The organism is Brevundimonas vancanneytii, assembly GCF_901421975.1.
GTDB classification, from domain to species: Bacteria; Pseudomonadota; Alphaproteobacteria; order Caulobacterales; family Caulobacteraceae; genus Brevundimonas; species Brevundimonas diminuta.
Genome location: NZ_LR588407.1, coordinates 1,925,127 through 1,944,006, shown reverse-complemented (window position 1 = coordinate 1,944,006; position 18,880 = coordinate 1,925,127). Strand labels below are relative to the sequence as shown.

The 18,880-nt window shown below is 66.8% G+C and carries 10 protein-coding genes and 1 riboswitch; of the genes, 5 read left to right on the top strand and 5 right to left on the bottom strand.

Translation table 11 applies throughout. The features are described from left to right. The first annotated feature begins 21 nt into the window (after positions 1-21). From FGL25_RS09540 to FGL25_RS09530, 3 genes are all read left to right on the top strand, one after another. Positions 22-1,245, top strand: coding sequence for an SAM-dependent methyltransferase (locus FGL25_RS09540; RefSeq protein WP_138141568.1), 1,224 nt, complete (start codon positions 22-24; stop codon positions 1,243-1,245). A 114-nt stretch (positions 1,246-1,359) separates the two neighbouring features. After that, a riboswitch (cobalamin riboswitch) is annotated at positions 1,360-1,575 on the top strand. Between the two features lie 110 nt (positions 1,576-1,685). Next, complete coding sequence (locus tag FGL25_RS09535) at positions 1,686-2,672, top strand: DUF1852 domain-containing protein (RefSeq protein WP_138141567.1); 987 nt, start codon at positions 1,686-1,688, stop codon at positions 2,670-2,672. Positions 2,673-2,700: 28 nt separating this feature from the next. Then, positions 2,701-3,729: a methionine synthase gene (locus FGL25_RS09530; RefSeq protein WP_138141566.1), complete on the top strand. Its 1,029-nt coding sequence runs from the start codon at positions 2,701-2,703 to the stop codon at positions 3,727-3,729. Between the two features lie 73 nt (positions 3,730-3,802). Here FGL25_RS09530 and FGL25_RS09525 read toward each other — a convergent pair whose 3' ends face one another. Next, a complete protein-coding gene (locus FGL25_RS09525; protein ID WP_138141565.1) occupies positions 3,803-4,180 on the bottom strand; it encodes a MerC domain-containing protein in 378 nt (125 codons plus the stop codon). Positions 4,181-4,262: 82 nt separating this feature from the next. Further along, complete coding sequence (locus FGL25_RS09520; protein ID WP_252970107.1) at positions 4,263-6,317, bottom strand: TonB-dependent receptor domain-containing protein; 2,055 nt, start codon at positions 6,315-6,317, stop codon at positions 4,263-4,265. A gap of 582 nt (positions 6,318-6,899) precedes the next feature. Here FGL25_RS09520 and FGL25_RS09515 point away from each other — a divergent pair. Together FGL25_RS09515 and FGL25_RS09510 are read left to right on the top strand one after the other, a co-directional pair. Next, the gene (locus FGL25_RS09515) at positions 6,900-9,836 is read left to right on the top strand and encodes a TonB-dependent receptor domain-containing protein (protein ID WP_167493323.1); all 2,937 of its coding nucleotides are present in this window, start codon (positions 6,900-6,902) and stop codon (positions 9,834-9,836) included. A gap of 190 nt (positions 9,837-10,026) precedes the next feature. Further along, the gene (locus FGL25_RS09510) at positions 10,027-11,271 is read left to right on the top strand and encodes a metal-dependent hydrolase family protein (RefSeq protein ID WP_003164536.1); all 1,245 of its coding nucleotides are present in this window, start codon (positions 10,027-10,029) and stop codon (positions 11,269-11,271) included. Between the two features lie 74 nt (positions 11,272-11,345). On the opposite strand, the gene FGL25_RS09505 is transcribed toward FGL25_RS09510, so the two are convergent. From FGL25_RS09505 to FGL25_RS09495, 3 genes are read right to left on the bottom strand one after another with little or no spacing between them, the layout of a single operon-like run. Then, on the bottom strand, positions 11,346-12,677 hold the full coding sequence (locus FGL25_RS09505; protein WP_138141562.1) for an ammonium transporter: 1,332 nt from the start codon (positions 12,675-12,677) through the stop codon (positions 11,346-11,348). A 38-nt stretch (positions 12,678-12,715) separates the two neighbouring features. Then, positions 12,716-17,242, bottom strand: a complete 4,527-nt coding sequence (gltB, locus tag FGL25_RS09500; RefSeq protein ID WP_138141561.1) for a glutamate synthase large subunit — start codon at positions 17,240-17,242, stop codon at positions 12,716-12,718. Then, positions 17,239-18,672: an NAD(P)-dependent oxidoreductase gene (locus FGL25_RS09495; RefSeq protein ID WP_138141560.1), complete on the bottom strand. Its 1,434-nt coding sequence runs from the start codon at positions 18,670-18,672 to the stop codon at positions 17,239-17,241. The genes gltB and FGL25_RS09495 overlap by 4 nt, the downstream gene beginning before the upstream one ends. Positions 18,673-18,880 lie beyond the last annotated feature (208 nt).

Sequence of the window (18,880 nt, the reverse complement as noted above, 5' to 3'; positions counted from 1 at the left end):
ACGCAAGAGGCTTGTGACGCCATGACCACGACCTTCTACGGCGACCGGCGGGAAAAGACATCGGCCCCTGTGCTCGACCTGCTGCTGCGGCTGTTGTCCTCGAACTGGACCTGGGGGAGGCTGACCCTGGTGCTGCCCGACGGCGCGAGCCGACAGCTGACCGGCCGATCGCCGGGGCATTCGGCCGTTCTGGTCATCCGCGATCCGCGCTTCGCCGCCCGGGTGCTGAAGAGCGGCGACATCGGTTTCGCCGAGGGCTATATGGCGGGGGAGTGGGATACGCCGGACCTGGCGGTTCTGCTGGAGACCCTGGTCAACAACTATGACCACATCAGGCGCCTGTTCGACGGCAATCCCCTGATGAACGCGGTCAACTGGCTGGGCCATAGGCTGAACCGCAACAGTCGTCGCGGATCGCGCCGCAACATCCACGCCCACTATGATCTGGGCAACGCCTTCTATTCGGCGTGGCTGGACCCTTCCATGACCTATTCCGCGGCGCGGTTTGAGCGGCCGGGTCAGTCGCTGCAGGAGGCCCAGCGGGCGAAATACGCCGCCCTGGCGCGCCTCATGGATCTGCAGCCGGGTCACAGCGTGCTGGAGATCGGCTGCGGCTGGGGCGGTTTCGCCGAGTTCGCGGCGCGCGAGGTCGGCGCCGTCGTCACCGGCGTGACCATCTCGCGCGAGCAGCACGACTACGCCCGCCGTCGGATGTTCGAGGCGGGTCTGGCCGAGCGCGCGGACATTCGCCTGATCGACTATCGCGACGTTCAGGGGCGCTTCGATCGCGTCGCCTCCATCGAGATGTTCGAGGCCGTGGGGCGTGAATACTGGCCGACCTACTTCCAGAAAGTTCATGACGTCCTGAAGCCCGGCGGACGCGCCGGACTGCAGATCATCACCATTCAGGACGATCTGTTCGACGAGTATGACGCCCGCACCGACTTCATCCAGAAGTACGTGTTCCCCGGCGGTTCGCTGCCCTCGGAGGCCAGGATGGCGCCCGTGGTCGAGAGCGCCGGACTGAACCGGACGGCCGTGGAACGCTTCGGCGGGGACTACGCCGACACCCTGGCCGAATGGATGCGCCGGTTCGACGCCGCATGGAAGGAGATCCGCCAGGACGGCCAAGCGTTCGACGACCGGTTTCGCCGTCTCTGGCGCTTCTACCTGGCCTATTGCGAGGCGGGTTTTCGTTCAGGGCGCACGGACGTGATTCAGATCGCCCTGGATCGGACTTTCTGATCCGCCATGGGTCATGGGAGCTTACGAGAGCCTCGAATGACCTTTCCTGCCTTTTTGGTTTCATAATGATATAAACATATCTTTATATTGATATTGACTCTGGCCTAGGGCGTGTCATCTTCACCGCGTCGTGGTTCTGCGCGTCGCCTGCGGGCGAGGCGGAGCTAAGAGGGAAGCCGGTGAGACCCTGGTCGAGGCCGGCGCTGCCCCCGCAACTGTGAGCGGCGAGCCGATAGTCAATTTCGTGTCACTGAGGGTTCGCTCTCGGGAAGGCCGGACCGGAGGCGATGACCCGTGAGCCAGGAGACCTGCCCCGACAGATAACGTCCTCCGGCGGGGTGTCCGGTCAGGCCGCATGAGCGCCGCGACGGGACGATTCCGAGCGCAGGCGGTCGCGCGTCCCTGTCCGCTGTCTCGCCACAGCATCAACGGCAGAGACCATGGCGAGCAGCGAATTCACCTTCAGCATCAAGCGCACCGCGCTCGACGAAAATTACGTTCCCGCTGAAAACACGCGGATCACGACCAACTTCGCCAACCTGGCCAGGGGCGAGAGCCGCCAGGAGAACCTGCGCAACACCTTGAGGATGATCGACAACCGGTTCAACTCCCTGGCGCACTGGGGCAACCCCAGGGGGGATCGCTACGCCGTCGAACTCACGATCATCTCCGTCGAAATGAGCGTCTCGCCAAGCGAGGGCGCCGACGCCTTCCCGCTGATTGAAATCCTTCAGACGACGGTCATCGACAGAAACACCGGTGAGCGGATCGACGGGATCATCGGCAACAACTTTTCCTCCTACGTCCGCGACTACGACTTCAGCGTGGTTCTGCCGGAGCACATGAAGAACCACCCCGGCGCCGGCGCGCCGGACGGGTTCGGCGACCTGCATGGAAAGCTGTTCAAGCATTTCCTGAATTCGGGCGCCTATCGGGATAATTTCGGCAAACCGCCTGTCATTTGTCTGAGCGTGTCGAGCAACAAGACCTACCATCGGGCCGGCGATGAGCACGTCGTGCTGGGTCTTGAGTACGAGAATGACGCGTTCTCGCCGACCGATCAGTATTTCGCGAAAATGGGGATGAAGGTGCGCTACTTCATGCCCAAGGGCAGCGTGGCGCCCTTCGCCTTCTACCACGTGGGCGATCTGACGGCGGACTACACCGACCTGGAGCTAGTCAGCACGATCAGCACCATGGAGACCTTCCAGAAGATCTATCGTCCCGAGATCTACAACGCCAATTCGCCGGCGACCGAGCAGTACCAGCCCAGCCTGAAGTGTCAGGACTATTCGCTGACCCGCATCGTCTACGATCGCGAGGAGCGCAGCCGCCTGGCCGTCGAGCAGGGCAGGTTCGTCGAAGAGCGTTTCATCAAGCCGTACCGCGACGTCCTCGACCAGTGGTCCGCCAGCTTCGTCGCCTGATCAGCCTCTCCATACAAAGTCATCCGTCATGAAAACCCTGTTGCCCACCTCGACCGCCGGCAGCCTGCCCAAACCCGTCTGGCTTGCCCAGCCCGAGACCCTATGGTCGCCCTGGAAGCTGGAGGGCGAGGAACTGGTCGAGGCCAAGCGGGACGCCCTGCGTCTGTCGCTGGACGATCAGCGCCGGGCCGGCATCGACATCGTCAGCGACGGCGAACAGACCCGCCAGCATTTCGTCACCACCTTCATCGAACATCTGGACGGCGTGGACTTCGAGACGCGCAAGACCATGCGCATCCGTAACCGCTATGACGCCAGCGTGCCGGTGATCGTGGGCGCCGTCAGCCGTCAGAAGCCGGTCTTCGTCGAAGACGCCGAATACCTGCGCCAGCAGACAGATCAGCCGATCAAATGGGCCCTGCCGGGGCCGATGACGATGATCGACACCCTCTATGACGACCACTACGGCAGCCGCGAGAAACTGGCCTGGGAATTCGCGAAAATCCTCAATGAAGAGGCGCGGGAGCTGGAAGCCGCAGGCGTCGACATCATCCAGTTCGACGAGCCCGCCTTCAACGTCTTCTTCGATGAGGTGAACGACTGGGGCGTGGCGATGCTGGAGAAGGCGGTCGAAGGGCTGAAGTGCGAGACGGCCGTCCACATCTGTTACGGCTACGGCATCAAGGCCAACACCGACTGGAAGAAGACCCTGGGGTCGGAATGGCGGCAGTATGAGGAGGCCTTCCCCAAGCTGCAGACATCCAGCATCGACATCATTTCACTGGAGGCCCAGAATTCGCGCGTGCCGATGGACCTGATCGAGCTGATCCGGGGCAAGAAGGTGATGGTCGGCACCATCGACGTGGCGACCGACATGATCGAGACGCCGGATGAGGTCGCAGACACCCTGCGCAAGGCGCTTCAGTTCGTGGACGCCGACAAGCTTTATCCCGCCACCAACTGCGGCATGGCCCCTCTGTCTCGCCGGGTCGCCAACGGCAAGCTGAAGGCCCTTGGCGCCGGCGCCGAGATCATCCGGAAAGAGCTTTCGGCCTGAACGACATCAGCGAAGCGGCCGAGGTGCGTCAGCTCTTCGGTCGCGCGACGGCGGTTAATGGTCTTGCCGGGTATCAGTGGGCGTGGGGCCTGCGTCGCCAGTTCATCAGGTGGGTGGCGCTCAGCAGCAGGCCGCCGGCGACGGTGATCGGCGTCTCGGCCTCGTGTGTCGGCCATTCGGCGGCGGCCAGGAACAGCAGGGCGACGCCGACGGCGCCAAGGCCGATCAGGGGCCAGGCGCGACGGCCGTCCGGCGCAGGGCGAGTCAGCGTCCAGGCGGCGATGGGCGCGGCGGTCAGGGCGAAGGCCCAGTGCACCCAGGGGGCCTCGGCGAACAACCCCAGAACCGGCAACAGGCCCGCGATCAGGGGAAGGGCCAGGCAATGGATCATGCAGAGGCCGGACAGGCCGATAGCGGCGGCGTCTCCCCAGGTCTGGGCGCGGGTGGTCATGGGCGGTCCTTTCGGGGGAGGGGCGGCCGCGGCGTCGCGATGACGCCGCGGCCAGGCGGGGGAGGAGGAGAGGGAAGGGCGGTCAGAAGCGGGCGCGGAATCCCAGAACGAGATTGCGGCCGCGCAAGGGGGCCAGATTGCTGATGAAGGAGGCGTGGTTCAGCGCCTTATCGTCCAGCAGATTGGTCCCGCGCAGGAAGACCTGGCCGTTGATGTCGGCGATCGTCGGGACATCATAGGCCAAGGTGGCGTTGACCATGTGGTAGCCGGGCGTCTTGCGCTCGAAGGCGGCGATGCGGTCCTGCGTGAAGACGTGGACGTATTCCAGGTTGCCGGACCAGGCCCCCTGATAGAAGTCGCCGCGCGCGCCCAGTCGGCCAGCGGGAATGCGCGGCAGGTCGCCCCCGTCGCCCTTCAGCTCGGCGCGGACGTAGTCGCCGAACACCGTGGCTGACAGGCCGGGCCGGAAGTCGTGGGTGATCTGGCCCTCGATCCCGGCGAAGCGGGCGTCGGCCTGGGTGTAGCGGATCAGGCGGAAGTCCTCGAACTGATCCAGCGTCCGCGCATAGACGTAGCCGTCGTAATCATAGCGATACAGGCTCGCGGCGAAGGTCGTGGCCCCCTCGATCTTCTTCAGGCCCAGTTCGATCGAGACGGCCGTTTCGACGTCCAGATCGGGATCGCCGATCTCATAGGTGTTGGTGGCCAGGTGGACGCCGCGCGCATACAGCTCCTGCGCCGTCGGCGCACGCTGCGACCGGGCCAGGCTTACGCTGGCGACATAGCCGGGCGTGAAGGTCCAACTGGCCGCGCCGGAGATGGAGAAGGGCTTGTGCTCGGCGTCGGGTCGTCCGCGCGCACGGGCGTCCTGCCATTCCTGGCGCAGGGCGCCTTCGAAGCGCCAGTCGCCGGCGACGTATTCCTCGACCAGGAACAGGGCGTGGTTCTCGGTCCGGCTTTCAGGGATGAAGGACTCGGCGCCGACGGCGGCGAAGTCGCTGCGCGATGTCTGGGCGCCGATCACGCCGCGCACTCCGCCGATGGCGGCGTGCTGCACCTCGATGCGGGCGTCATAGCCTTCGTTGGTGAAGGTGGTGGCGATCTCGCCGTCGTCGATCTCGTCGTGGCGATAATCGGTGAAGCCGCCGCGGAAGCGGATGCGCTCGATCCCGGCGAACGGATCCTGAATCTCGCCGCGCACGTCCACACGCTTGCTGATCAGGTCGACGATCGGGACATGGTCGTGATCGTGGTCATGGTCATGATCGTGGCCATGGTCGCCGTCGCCGTGGTCTTGGCCGCCGCAATGCAGCTTGGAGCCGTGCGGGTGGCAGGACTCGTACTCGTGGCTGTGGCCGGGCAGGCCGTATTCGCTGCGCTGCTCCGTATAGGCGGCGCCCAGATGGCCGCGCGAACCGATCCATGACAGGCCCAGAGTCGCGGTCGAACTGCGGTTGAACGATCCGTCCAGCGTGGCCTCGTCGAAGTTCGGAACCTCGTAGTCGTCGGTGCGGCGACCGGCGGCCTCGACGCGGATGGCGAAGGAGCCGGCCCCGGCGGTCAGGCCGATCACGCCCGCCTCTTCATTGTCCGCCGTGCCCAGGCGGAACTCGGCGACGCCTTCGCCGCCGTTTTCGGGTACGCGCGTAGGGATCTTCCTGTCGATTAGATTGACCGCCCCGCCGATGGCGCCGCCGCCGTAGAGCAGGGCGGATGGGCCGCGCAGGATCTCGACGCCCTCCAACAGCAGAGGCTCGCCGCCGACCGCGTGGTCGGGCGAGACTTCCGAGGCGTCCATCAGGGCCGAGCCGTCGCTGAGAACCTTGATGCGGGGCGCGGTCTGGCCGCGGATCACCGGACGGCTGGCCCCGCCGCCGAAGGTGTCGGAGTTGACGCCCGGCAGGCCGTTCAGCGTTTCGCCCAGCGTCGATTGTCGGCGCTGGATCAGTTCGTCGCCGCGCAGCACCGCCACATTGGACACCACATCCTTGCCGGATCGACCCAGTGCGTCGGCCGTCACCACCACATCCTCGACGCGCGTCGAGGCCGGGCCCGATTGCGGCAGGGCGTTCGCCCAGGCCGCCGTCGATACGGCTGAAAAACTCGCGGCCGCGAGCAGGATCGATCGTGTGTGCATGACATCCCCGTTCATGAAGAAGGTTGCTATTATGTTATATCATAACACTACACAAGTGAGTGCGGGCGGAGATCGAAACGAGGGCGGCGGCCCCCTCGCAGAGGCGGGCGGCCGTCTGCGTCGGGATGCACGCTCGGCGAAGCGCGCGCCCCTCGGCCGTGCCGGGCGATCATGACCCTGTCTCTTGGGCTGGCGTTCGCTTGGGCGCCGTCGACAAGGAATCGACGACTGGAACGAAACGTGATGAGCCGCGCCGATCCTCGCGTCTCAATCGCCCCCTGGAATTGAGTTCTCCCTCAAAGCGTCATCACATCCGCCTTGAAATGGGCAGAGATTTTGCAATCAGCCCCCAAATTCGAAAATGATTTCGAATTTCAAATATCAATGCGGGCCGTGTGGAGAAATTTTTCGCTTAAAATAAAGTGGCGAAAAGGGGGCCTTTTGGGGGATCAGCCCGCGCTGAGGGGCGCTGGTGAGAACGTCAGCAATAGAGGGGATTTCATGTTTTCTAGTGGTTCTCGGGGCCGTGGCCCCGCGATGTATCGCGTCCTGTTGGCCGGAGGGTGCGCGTCAGTCGCCCTGATGAGCGCGGCGAACGCCGCCGTCGCTCAGGAAGCGTCCGAAGATCCGGGCGCAGCCGTCGAAGTCAGTGAAATCGTCGTCACGGGGTCGCGCATCGCCCGCCGCGACTACGCTTCCAACAGCCCGCTGGTCTCCGTCACCACCGAGGCCATCGAGAACACCGGACAGGTCACGGTTGAAAAGGCCCTGACCCAGATGCCTCAGTTCTCGGGCGCCATGGGGCAGAGCACGGCCGGGTCTTCCTCCACCTCTCTGAACGGCGGCCAGGCCTACGCCAGCCTGCGCGGCCTGGGGGCCAAGCGCACCTTGCTGCTGCTGGACGGCAAACGTCTGCAGCCGTCCAACCCGGACGGCTCGGTCGACCTGAACATCATCCCCGAAGCCCTGATCGGCAATGTCGAGGTCATCACCGGCGGCGCTTCGACCGCCTATGGTTCGGACGCCACTGCGGGCGTGGTCAACTTCATCCTGAAGCGCAACTTCAGCGGGGTTACGGTCGCGTCCCAGTACGGCGTCAGCGACTACGGCGACGGCGAGACCTTCCGCACGTCGATCACGGCCGGCGACGCCTTCGCCGAGGGGCGCGGCCGGGCGGTGATCTCGCTCGACTACTCCATGCGCGACGTGGCCTATCAGTCCAAGCGCGACTACTATTTCGTGCGCAACCGCCAGTCGAACACGGCCATCATCTCCCAGGGGGCGGCCTGGTTCGGCAGCAACCGTCCGACGCTGAGCGCCGTGAACGACGTCTTCGTGGGGCAGTACGGCGTCAATCCCGTGCTGGGCGCGGGCGACTTCTATAACGGCCAGATCGGCTTCAACACCGGCGACCAGAGCCTGTTCAACCTGGGCGGCGCCTCGCCCGTGATGAACCTGAAGGATCCCGAGACCGACAACCACTTCCTGAACGCCGCCGGCACCAACATGCTGTGGGGCTGGAACCGCGGGCGCATCCAGAATGAGAACGAACGCTATTCGCTGTTCAGCCGCGTCGATTATCAGATCACGCCCGAGATCGACTTCTTCCTGCAAGGTTCGCTGACCAGTTATGAATCTGAGGGCACCTTCAACCCGACGCTGGCGGGCCTGGCCTATGCCCTGTCGGCGCCGGTGACCAACCCCTACATCGGGGCCGACTTCGCCCACATCCTGGCCTCGCGGCCGAACCCCACGGCGGATTTCGCCCTATGGAAGGATCTGGATTTCGCGGGCGAGCGCCTGCAATCCTACGCCTACAACGTCTATCAGTTCATCGGCGGGCTGTCGGGCCAGGTGGGCTACAAGGACTGGACCTGGGAAGCCTACGCCAGCGCGTCCAAAGCTGATTTCGAGAATGTGCAGACCGGCGGCGTCAGCCGCTCGGCCATCACGCGCCTGCTCTACAGCCCCACCGGCGGGTCGGAATTCTGCGCCGGGGGCTTCAACCCCTTCGGCAACCATGATCCGTCGGCCGAGTGCGTGGACTATGTGCGCCGCAACACCACCAACACCAATGAGCTGACCCAGCGCATGGCCGAGGCCTCGATGCAGGGCGGCCTGTTCAATCTGCCCGCAGGCGAGGTGCGCTTCGCAGCCGGCCTGGGCTATCGCTACAACCACTTCGACTTCCGCCCCGACAGCGCCCTGGACCAGCCGGACGGCACCAGCGACATCCTGGGCTACAGCGAGTTGCGGGCCTCTTCCGGCGATGTGGATACGACCGAGGTCTTCGCCGAGTTCCTGGTGCCGTTGCTGCGCGACCTGCCGTTCGTCAAGTCGCTGGAGATGGATCTAGGCTATCGCTTTTCCGACTACAGCTCGGTCGGCGGCGTCCACGCCTATAAGGCGGACCTGAACTGGCAGGTGAACGACGTGCTGCGCCTGCGCGGCGGCTACAACCGCGCCGTGCGCGCGCCCAGCGTGGGCGAGCTGTATTCCCCCGTCTCTTCGGCGACGGTCGACATCGGCACCCCCTCCGCCAGCAACACCAACGGCGACCCCTGCGACTACCGCAGCTCGTTCCGCAACGGCCCCGACGCCGAAAAGGTCAAGGCGCTGTGCGTGTCCCTGGGCGTGCCTTCGGCCCTGATCAACGACTTCCAGTTCGGCGCCGCCCAGGTGTTCGCCCTGACCGGCGGCAACCCCGACCTGCAGGAGGAAACGGCCGACACCTATTCGTTCGGCACGGTGCTGCAGCCGGCCTTCCAGTCGCCCTGGCTGAGCAACATCAGCGCCTCGATCGACTGGTATCAGATCAAGGTGGCCGATGCGGTCGGCGTCCTGGGCGTCGGCAACGGCATCCGCTACTGCTTCAACGACGGGGGCAACAACCCGACGTTCGATCCCAACAACTACTACTGCACCTTGCAGGATCGCGGGACCAACGACGGCTATATGATCAACCCGCGTCAGCCTCTGCTGAACCTGGGCCAGTTCAACGTCACCGGCATCGACCTGCAGCTGGACTGGCGACTGCACCTGGGCGATGTCGGCCTGCCGGACGAGGGGCAGCTCAGCGTCAGTTCGGCGATCAGCTATCTGAACAGCTTCGAGATCCAGGCCCTGCCGGGCGCGCCGACGTACGACTACGCCGGCACCTGGGGGACGGCGATCGAGGCCAACGCCGGTCAGGCGCACCCCGAGTGGAAGGCGTCGACCAGCGTCACCTATTCGCGTGATAGCTGGAACGTCGGCCTGCGCTGGCGCCACATGTCGGAGATGATCAACAGCGCCCGCGTTACCTCGCCGACCAGCACGGCGCGCGGGGTGGACGCCTATGACGTGTTCGACCTCAACGCCCGGGTGACGCTGCCTTACGACACGTCCTTGCGCTTCACCGTGACCAACCTGTTCAATGAAGCGCCGCCGCAGGTGGGGGACGTTCGCGGCACCTACGATCCGCAGAACTACGACACCATCGGCCGCTATTACACGGTCGCGGTCACCAAGACCTTCTAGAGCTCCGCAAGGAGATCTGAAGTCATAGCGGCGGGGCGACCGTCCCGCCGCACCTGATCCCGGCCTCGCGCCGGTAGTATTTCAAATGGGGCGGCGACCTATCGCCGCGTGGAGGAGGACAGTGCAGTTGTCATCTAAGAAATCATGGGTCGTCGGCCTTGCGGCCGCTCTTCTCGCTTCAACCCCGGCCGTGGCGCAACAGGCCGCCGCCGCTCCGACCGTCTCCTATATTCACGCCGGGCGCCTGCTGGCTGATCCGGCCACCGGCCGCGTGACCCAGAACCAGACCCTGGTGATCGAGAACGGTCGCGTGCGCGAGATCGTCAACGGCTTCGTCGGCCAGGGCGACGTGGTCGATCTGTCGGATAAGTTCGTGCTGCCGGGCCTGATCGACAGCCACGTCCACATCACCAACCAGCAGGGCGAGGGCAACCGCGTCGCCCGCTTCACCAACACCGCCGCCGACTCCGCCGTTCAGGGCGCGGCCTACGCCCTGGTGACGCTGCGCGCCGGCTTCACCACCGTCGCCGATCTGGGCGGCGCGAGCGACGCCGTCGTGGCCCTGCGCAACGGCATTGCGGCGGGCAAGATTCCCGGCCCGCGTCTGCTGGTCTCGGCCGGTACGGTGACGCCGCACGGCGGCCACGGCGACGCCAACGGCGTGAACAGCGCCCTGGTGCCCGTGTTGCGTCAGAACGGCGTCTGCTCGGGCGCTGACGACTGCCGCCGCTCGGTGCGCGAACGCGTGCGCGCGGGCGCCGACATCATCAAGATCACGGCCACGGGCGGCGTGCTGTCCGACACCGGCGCGGGCCTGAACCAGCAGTTCTCCAATGAGGAGCTGCAGGCCATCGTCGAGACCGCGCACTTCATGGGCCGTACGGTGACCGCCCACGCCCACGGCACGGACGGCATCAACAGCTTCCTGCGCGCCGGCGGCGACTCGATCGAGCACGGCACCTTCCTGGACGACGAATCCATCCGCATCTTCAAGGCCAACAACGGCTGGCTGGTGCCGACCTTGCTGGCCGGGGACTTTGTCGCTCGCGAAGCCGCCCGTCCCGAAACCTTCTTCACGCCGAACCAGCGCAAGAAGTCGCTGGAAGCCGGTCCGCAGATGCTGGACATGGCGCGCCGAGCGCACCGCGCCGGCATCCAGATCGCCTTCGGCACCGACACCGGCGTGTCGCCGCATGGTGAAAACGCCAAGGAGTTCGCCCTGCTGGTCCAGGCTGGCCTGACGCCGCTGGAAGCCGTCCGCGCCGCCACCGTCGGCGCTGCGACCCACTTCCGCCTGCAAAACGAGATCGGTCGCCTGGCGCCCGGCTACGCCGCCGACGTGATCGCCGTCTCGGGCGATCCGCTGACCGACGTGACGACGCTGGAGCACGTCAAATACGTCATGAAGGGCGGCGTGACCTATCGGAACGACTGAGGTCGGCAAACGACGTCAATCGAGGGGGGCGGCGAGAGCCGCCCCCTTTTTTTGGCGTGTCTTCAGGCCGCCGGCTAATGCAGGGCCTCGCCGTGCTGACTGAAGTCGAGGCCCTCGATCTCGGCCTCGGTCTGGACGCGCAAGCCGACCATGTATTTGCAGATCATCAGCACGACGAAGGTGCCGACGGCGCTCCAGACCATGGCGCCCCCTAGGCCGACGGCCTGTTTCCACAGCGTGGCGCCTTCGGCCAGAGGATTGACGGCGGCGTTGGCGAAGACCCCGGTCAGCAGGGCGCCCGCGATGCCGGCGACGCCGTGCACGCCGAAGGCGTCGAGGCTGTCGTCGTACTTGAGTCTGTGTTTCAGCCAGACCGCGCCGACATAAGCGATCGGGCCCGAGATGAGGCCGATCAGGAAGGCGCCCGTGGGATCCACGAAACCGGCGGCCGGGGTGATGGCGACTAGGCCCGCGACCACGCCGGTCAGCAGGCCCAGCAGGGTCGGCTTCTTCTTCAGCGTCCACTCCACCGCGATCCAGCCGACGGCGGCGGCCGCGGGGGCCAGCAGGGTGTTGAAGACGGCGACGGCGGCGATCTCATTGGCGCCCGCGGCCGAGCCGCCGTTGAAGCCCATCCAGCCGACGAACAGCAGGCCTGTGCCGATGGCGGTGAAGGCCAGGTTGTGCGGGGCCATGTTGTCGCGACCCCAGCCGTGACGCGGGCCTAGAACGATGGCGCAGACCAGACCGGCCACGCCCGCATTGACGTGGACTACGGCGCCGCCGGCGAAGTCGAGCACGCCCAGCTCGCCCATCCAGCCGCCGCCCCAGACCTGATGGCAGATCGGCGCATAGACGATCAGGTGCCACAGGGTGAAGAAGAGGACGCTGGCCGAGAACTTGATCCGCTCGGCGAAGGCGCCGGCGATCAGGGCCGGGGTGATGATGGCGAAGGTCAGCTGATAGCCGATCCACAGGAACTCGGGCAGGCCGGGGGTCAGGGCGTGGGCCGTCTTCACCCCGACGCCGTTCAGGAACAGGGCTTGCAGACTGCCGATGAAGCCGTTGGCCGGTCCATCGCTGGTCCCAAAGGACAGGGTGTAGCCGGCGATGAACCACAGGACGGTGACGATGGCCATGGCCGCTGTCGAATGGGCGATGGTGGCGATCAGGTTCTTCTTGCGCACCATGCCGCCGTAGAAGAGCGCCAGACCCGGCAGGGTCATCATCAGGACCAGGGCCGTCGAGGTCAGAATCCATGCCGTGCCGGGACCGTCCAGCGCCAGCGGAACCTGATGCGCCAGAAGGGCAGGTGTGGGCGCTGCGGCTAGGGCGGGCGCGGCAAGCGCAACGGCGAAAAGGCCGCAACAGAATGCTGCGGCCTTGGAAATCGTCGGTGATGTCATGAGGGTCTCGGGGAGAAGACGCTGCGGAAGGGATGACGTCAGGCGGGTTGGGCCAGCATGACGTCGGTGTTTGCGGCCTCGGCGGCGAGGACGGTCTTGGGCGCGATGCGGACGAAGCGCGGCGCGAACGCCGACCAGTCGGCCAGGACGCGTTTGGCCAGAGGCGAGGCGGTGGCGGAGGCGTGGGCCTCGATCAGGGCCTTCAGTCGGGTTTCCGCTTCGGCGTTGATGCGACCGACCCCGGCCATGTCGCCGTTAAGGGCCTGAACCGCGCGACCGTCGGCGTCGAGGACGAACAGCTCGCCGCCGCTCATGCCCGCCGCCAGGTTCCAGCCGACCGAGCCCAGCACGACCACACGACCGCCGGTCATGTATTCGCAGCCGTGCGCGCCCAGCCCCTCGACCACGGCCTCGGCGCCCGAGTTGCGGACGGCGAAGCGTTCGCCCGCCGCGCCCGCCACGAACAGACGGCCGGAGGTGGCGCCATAGAGGGTGGTGTTGCCGCAGATCTGCTGGTCGGCGCGCCACTCATGGGGACGGACGTGGATGTCGGCGCCCGACAGACCCTTGCCGACGTAGTCGTTGACCTCGCCGGTGACGTCGAGGATCAGGCCGCGCGCGCCAAAGGCGCCAAAGCTCTGACCGGCGATGCCTTCCAGCTTCAGCTTCAGACGGCCTTGCGGGCCCTGCGGGCCGAACTTGCGGACGATGGCCGAGGACACCCCGGCGCCGGCGGTGCGCTGGGTGTTGTTCAGCGGATAGGACAGCTCCAGCGTCTGGCCGCGCTCGAGGAAGGCGCTCGCGTCCTTCAAGACCTGGGCGTCCAGGCTTTCGGGGACGGGCTGGCGCGCCTTGTCGGCCCAGCGGCCGGGCCGGTCGACGTCGACCTTCATCAGCAGGGGGTTGAGGTCCAGATCGTCCAGATGCGATCCGCCGCGCCGCGTCTGACGCAACAGATCGGTGCGGCCGACGATCTCGTCGATCGTGCGCGCGCCGATGGAGGCCAGGATCTCGCGGACCTCCTCGGCGATGAAGGTGAAGAGGTTGACCACCTTCTCCGGCGTGCCGGTGAACTTGGCGCGCAGGCGCTCGTCCTGCGAGCAGACGCCGACCGGGCAGGTGTTGGAGTGGCACTGGCGTACCATTAGGCAGCCCATGGCGATCAGGCCCGAGGTGCCGATGCCGTATTCCTCGGCGCCCAGCAGGGCGGCCAGGACCACGTCGCGACCGGTGCGGATGCCGCCGTCGGCGCGCAGGCTGACGGAGGAGCGCAGATGGTTCAGGCTTAGCACCTGATGCGCTTCGGCCAGACCGATCTCCCACGGCATGCCCGCATGCTTGACCGAGGTCTGGGGCGAGGCGCCCGTGCCGCCGTTGTGGCCGGCGATCAGGATGGCGTCGGCCTTGGCCTTGGCCACGCCGGACGCAATGGCGCCGATGCCGGTGGCCGAGACCAGCTTGACCGTGACCTTGGCGTCGGGGTTGATCGCCTTCAGGTCGTAGATCAGCTGGGCCAGATCCTCGATCGAATAGATGTCGTGGTGCGGCGGCGGGCTGATCAGGGTCGTGCCCGGCACGGCGTGACGCATACGGCCGATAAATTCAGTGACCTTGAAGCCGGGCAGCTGGCCGCCCTCGCCGGGCTTGGCGCCCTGGGCGACCTTGATCTCGATCTCGCGGCACTGGTTCAGATATTCGGCGGTGACGCCGAAGCGGCCCGAGGCCACCTGCTTGACCGCCGAGTTGGCGTTGTCGCCGTTGGGGCGCGGGACGTAGCGCGCCGGATCCTCGCCGCCCTCGCCGGAGACGGCGCGCGCCCCCATCCGGTTCATGGCGATGTTCAGGGTCTCGTGCGCCTCGGGCGACAGGGCGCCCAGGGACATGGCCTGAGACAGGAAGCGGCGGCGGATGTCCGAGACGCTCTCGACCTCGTGCAGCTGGACCGGGGTCAGGCCGTCCTTGAAGTCCAGCAGGTCGCGCAGGGCCAGATCCGGCTGCTCGCGAACGGCGGCGGAGTATTGCTTGAAGCGCTTGTAGTCGCCGCGGTTCACCGCGTCCTGCAACAGGTGGATGGTCTTCGCGTCATGGGCGTGGGCCTCGCCGCCCGCACGGATGCGGAAGAAGCCGCCCATCGACGGAGAGGGGATCGCCGCGCCGAAGGCCACGGCATGACGCTTGAGCGCCGCCTGCTCCAGACCGGCCAGACCGATGCCGGAGATGCGCGACGGGGCGCCGGGGAAGAACTCGGCGGCCAGAGCCCGCGACAGTCCCAGAACCTCGAACTCACAGCCGCCGCGATAGGCGGAGATGATGCTGATGCCCTTGCGCGCCAGCACCTTGAGCAGGCCGGCCTCTATGCCGTGCTTATAGTTGAGGCAGGCGTCGTGGAGCGTCAGGCCCGGATAGGCGCCGCGGTCCAGACGCTCCTGGAACAACTCCTGCGCCAGCCACGGGTTGACGGCGGTGGCCCCCACCCCGACCAGAACGGCGAAGGCGTGGGGGTCCAGGGTCTCGGCGGAGCGCACGACCAGCGAGCAATAGGTGCGCAGACCCGCCGCGATCAGGCGGCCGTGCGTTCCGGCGGTGGCCAGGATCATGGGCGCGGCCAGACGCTCGGCCGAGGCGTGCTCGTCGGTCAGGACGATCAGGGTGGCGCCCTCGCGCGCGGCGGCCTCGGCCTCGTCGCGGATGCGGTCCAGCGCCTGACGCAGGCCCGCGCCGGAACGGTCGCCTTCAGCCGGGACCGGATAGGTGCAGTCGATTACCGTGGTCGAGCCGTCGGCGACGACGCCCAGCAGGCGCTGGTACATGCCGGTGGTCAGGACCGGGCTGTCCAGCACGAAGACTTCGGTCTGGGCCTCGTCCTGGGCCAGGATGTTTCCCAGGTTCTTGAAGCGGGTCTTCAGGCTCATGGCCCCGGCTTCACGCAGGGGATCGATGGGCGGGTTGGTGACCTGGGAGAAGTTCTGGCGGAAGTAGTGAGCCAGGGGGCGCGGCAGGCTGGACAGGACGGCGGGCGGGGCGTCGTCGCCCATGGAGCCCACGGCCTCCTTGCCGTCGCGAACCAGGGCGTCCAGCAGCAGGTCCAGATCTTCGCGGCTGAAGCCGGCGGCGATCTGGCGACGGATCAGGGCCTCGCCGACAGCGGCGCGCGGTTCTGGTCCGGGGCCGATGATGGGCTCCAGATCGACCATGTTCTCCAGCCACTGTTCGTAGGGCTGGGCGGCGGCCAGGGCGTCGACGGCCTCATGCTCGTCATAGATGCGGCCGTGCTTCAGATCGACGGCGATCAGCTTGCCGGGGCCGATGTGCAGGCGGCGCTTGATGCGGCCCTCGGGCAGGGGGACCAGACCGGCTTCGGAGCCGGCCAGCAGCAGGCCGTCCACGGTCTCGACCGCGCGCAGAGGGCGCAGGCCGTTGCGGTCCTTGCCGGCCACGACCCAGCGACCGTCGACGGCGCATAGGGCGGCGGGGCCGTCCCACGGCTCCATGACCGCATTGCAATAGGCATAGAGGGCGCGGTGTTCGGGCTTCATCACCACGTCGTCCGAAGACCAGGCCTCGGGGACCAACAGGGCCTTGGCCAGGGGGGCGGGGCGACCGGCGCGGACCAGAACCTCGAAGACATTGTCCAGGGCCGCCGAGTCCGAGCCGCCCGGCTGGACCACCGGCTTGACCTCCTGGTCGCGGTCGCCGAAGGCCGAGGCCGCCATGCGGATCTCGTGGGCGCGCATCCAGTTCAGGTTGCCCTGAAGCGTGTTGATCTCGCCGTTGTGGGCCAGCATGCGGAAGGGCTGGGCCAGCTTCCACTCGGGGAAGGTGTTGGTTGAGTAGCGCTGGTGGAAGACGGCGTAGCCGGCGACGACCGTGGAGTCGTTCAGGTCGTGATACAGCTGACCCAGCAGCTCGGCGCGGACCATGCCCTTGTAGACGATGGAGCGGGCCGATAGCGAACACAGGTAGAAGCCGTTCAGGCCCGACGCCTGCACCGCCTTTTCGATGCGGCGGCGACACAGGAAGAGCTCGCGCTCCAGTTCCTCGATCTCCATGCCTTCCGGTGCGGCCAGCATGATCTGCTCGATCTCGGGCCGGGTGGCGTCGGCGCGCACGCCGACGACCGACAGATCCAGCGGCGTCTGGCGCCAGCCGTAGATGTAGAAGCCCGAGCGGATGGCCTCGGCCTCGACGATGGCGCGGGCGTGGTCCTGGGCACCCAGGTCGGTGCGCGGCAGGAAGACCTGGCCCACGGCGATGGGGCCGGGGCGCAGGGTCTGGCCGACGGCGCGCACCTGGGCCGCGAAGAAGGCCTGGGGCAGTTCGATCATGACGCCCGCGCCGTCGCCGGACAGGCCGTCGGCGTCTACCGCGCCGCGGTGGGCCACTGCCTTCAGCGACTTGATGGCCATCTCGACGATTTCACGACGCGGCTTGCCGTCGATGGCGCAGACCAGACCCACGCCGCAGGCGTCACGCTCCGACGACGGGTCATAGGCGCCGCCTTCGATCAGACGGGCGCGGTTCTCTTCGTACTGGGCCAACCAGTTCTGTTGAATTGCGTCGGTCATGCTGCGGCTTCCTCGGTACGCGCGCGCAGGTAACGGTCGATTTCGGCCGCGGCGTCCTGGCCGTCGCGCACGGCCCAGACGACGAGGGAGGCGCCGCGCACGGCGTCTCCTGCGGCGAACACGCCGGGCAGGGTGGTGGCGAAACCGCCGCGCGCCACCTGCAGGGTGTTCCATTTGGTCAGGCCGAGGCCGGCGTCGAGCTGTTCGGCAAAGGCTTCAGGCTCGAAGCCCAGGGCCTCGATCACCAGATCGGCGGGCAGGTCGAAGTCGGAGCCGGCCACGGGGGCGATGTCGCGGCGACCGCCGGCCGAGGCCTCGGTCAGGGCCATGCGCTGGGCGCGGACGGCCGTCACTGTATCACCCTTGGACATCAGGGCCTTGGGGGCGCCCAGCCATTCGAAGCGGACGCCTTCCTCCTCGGCGTTCTGCACCTCGCGGGCCGAGCCAGGCATGTTGTCGCGGTCGCGGCGATACAGGCAGACGACGCTGTTCGCGCCCTGGCGGATAGCCGTGCGGACGCAGTCCATGGCCGTGTCGCCGCCGCCGACGACGACGACATCGCGACCGGCGGCGTGGGGCGCGGAGGCGTCGGCGGCGTCGCCGCAGTCGACGCGGTTCTGGGCGATCAGGAAGTCGAGCGCGGCGACGGTGTCGTTCGGACCGCGACCGGGAACGCCCAGGGTGCGGGCCTGATAGACGCCCATGGCCAAAAGCACCGCGTCATGGCGCGACCGCAGCTCATCCATCGTCACATCGACGCCGACATTGGTGTTGAGCACGAACTCGACCCCGCCCTCGACCAGGCGGTCGATGCGGCGCTGGACGATGCGCTTCTCCAGCTTGAAGCCGGGGATGCCGTAGGTCAGCAGGCCGCCGGCGCGGTCGTGGCGGTCATAGACGGTGACGGCGTAGCCTTCGCTGCGCAGGCGATCGGCGGCGGCCAGACCGGCGGGGCCGGAGCCGACGATGGCGACGCTCTGGCCGCGCTCGGCCAGGGGGCGGATGGGCTCGACCCAGCCGTTGTCGAAGGCGGTGTCGGCGATCCAGGCCTCGACCGAGCCGATGGTGACGCCGTCCCAGCCGGACTGCTGCAGGGTGCAGGCGCCTTCGCACAGGCGGTCCTGCGGACAGATGCGGCCGCAGATTTCCGGCATGGTCGAGGTGGCCGAGGCGACGCGCCAGGCCTCGCGCAGGTCGCCGTCCGCCGACAGGGCCAGCCAGTCGGGGATGTTGTTCTGCAGCGGGCAGGCGTTCTGGCAGAAGGGCACGCCGCAGTCGGTGCAACGCGACGCCTGGGCCGTCCCGCCAGCGGCGGTCGGTTTGAGCGTGATCTCCGTGAAGGCGCCTACGCGCAGATCAGCGGGCTGTTTCTCCAGCCGACGCTGCTCGATCAGAAAACCGCCAGGGTTGGAACGACCGCTTTTTTGCATTTGCGTATTAAGCGGGCTGCCGGCTCGCGGTGCAAAATATTTTTTCTTATTAGCTCTCGAAAAATATGAATTTGAAATATTATTGTCGAATATTTTGCATTATATCGCAAAAATGACCTGTTTTTTTAGTGTGCGCCGCAACCTTCGTCAGGCGCGTGTCGCGTCGGGCGGCGTGGGCGGCGGGCGAAGGGGCCTGATTGTGAGCGCC

What these genes read in the sequence shown, in the direction of transcription:
- FGL25_RS09525 (WP_138141565.1), bottom strand. Translation starts at nt 4,180, where the DNA reads ATGACCACCCGCGCCCAGACCTGGGGAGACGCCGCCGCTATCGGCCTG.
- FGL25_RS09495 (WP_138141560.1), bottom strand. Translation starts at nt 18,672, where the DNA reads ATGCAAAAAAGCGGTCGTTCCAACCCTGGCGGTTTTCTGATCGAGCAG.
- gltB (WP_138141561.1), bottom strand. Translation starts at nt 17,242, where the DNA reads ATGACCGACGCAATTCAACAGAACTGGTTGGCCCAGTACGAAGAGAAC.
- FGL25_RS09520 (WP_252970107.1), bottom strand. Translation starts at nt 6,317, where the DNA reads ATGCACACACGATCGATCCTGCTCGCGGCCGCGAGTTTTTCAGCCGTA.
- FGL25_RS09505 (WP_138141562.1), bottom strand. Translation starts at nt 12,677, where the DNA reads ATGACATCACCGACGATTTCCAAGGCCGCAGCATTCTGTTGCGGCCTT.
- FGL25_RS09530 (WP_138141566.1), top strand. Translation starts at nt 2,701, where the DNA reads ATGAAAACCCTGTTGCCCACCTCGACCGCCGGCAGCCTGCCCAAACCC.
- FGL25_RS09535 (WP_138141567.1), top strand. Translation starts at nt 1,686, where the DNA reads ATGGCGAGCAGCGAATTCACCTTCAGCATCAAGCGCACCGCGCTCGAC.
- FGL25_RS09540 (WP_138141568.1), top strand. Translation starts at nt 22, where the DNA reads ATGACCACGACCTTCTACGGCGACCGGCGGGAAAAGACATCGGCCCCT.
- FGL25_RS09515 (WP_167493323.1), top strand. Translation starts at nt 6,900, where the DNA reads ATGAGCGCGGCGAACGCCGCCGTCGCTCAGGAAGCGTCCGAAGATCCG.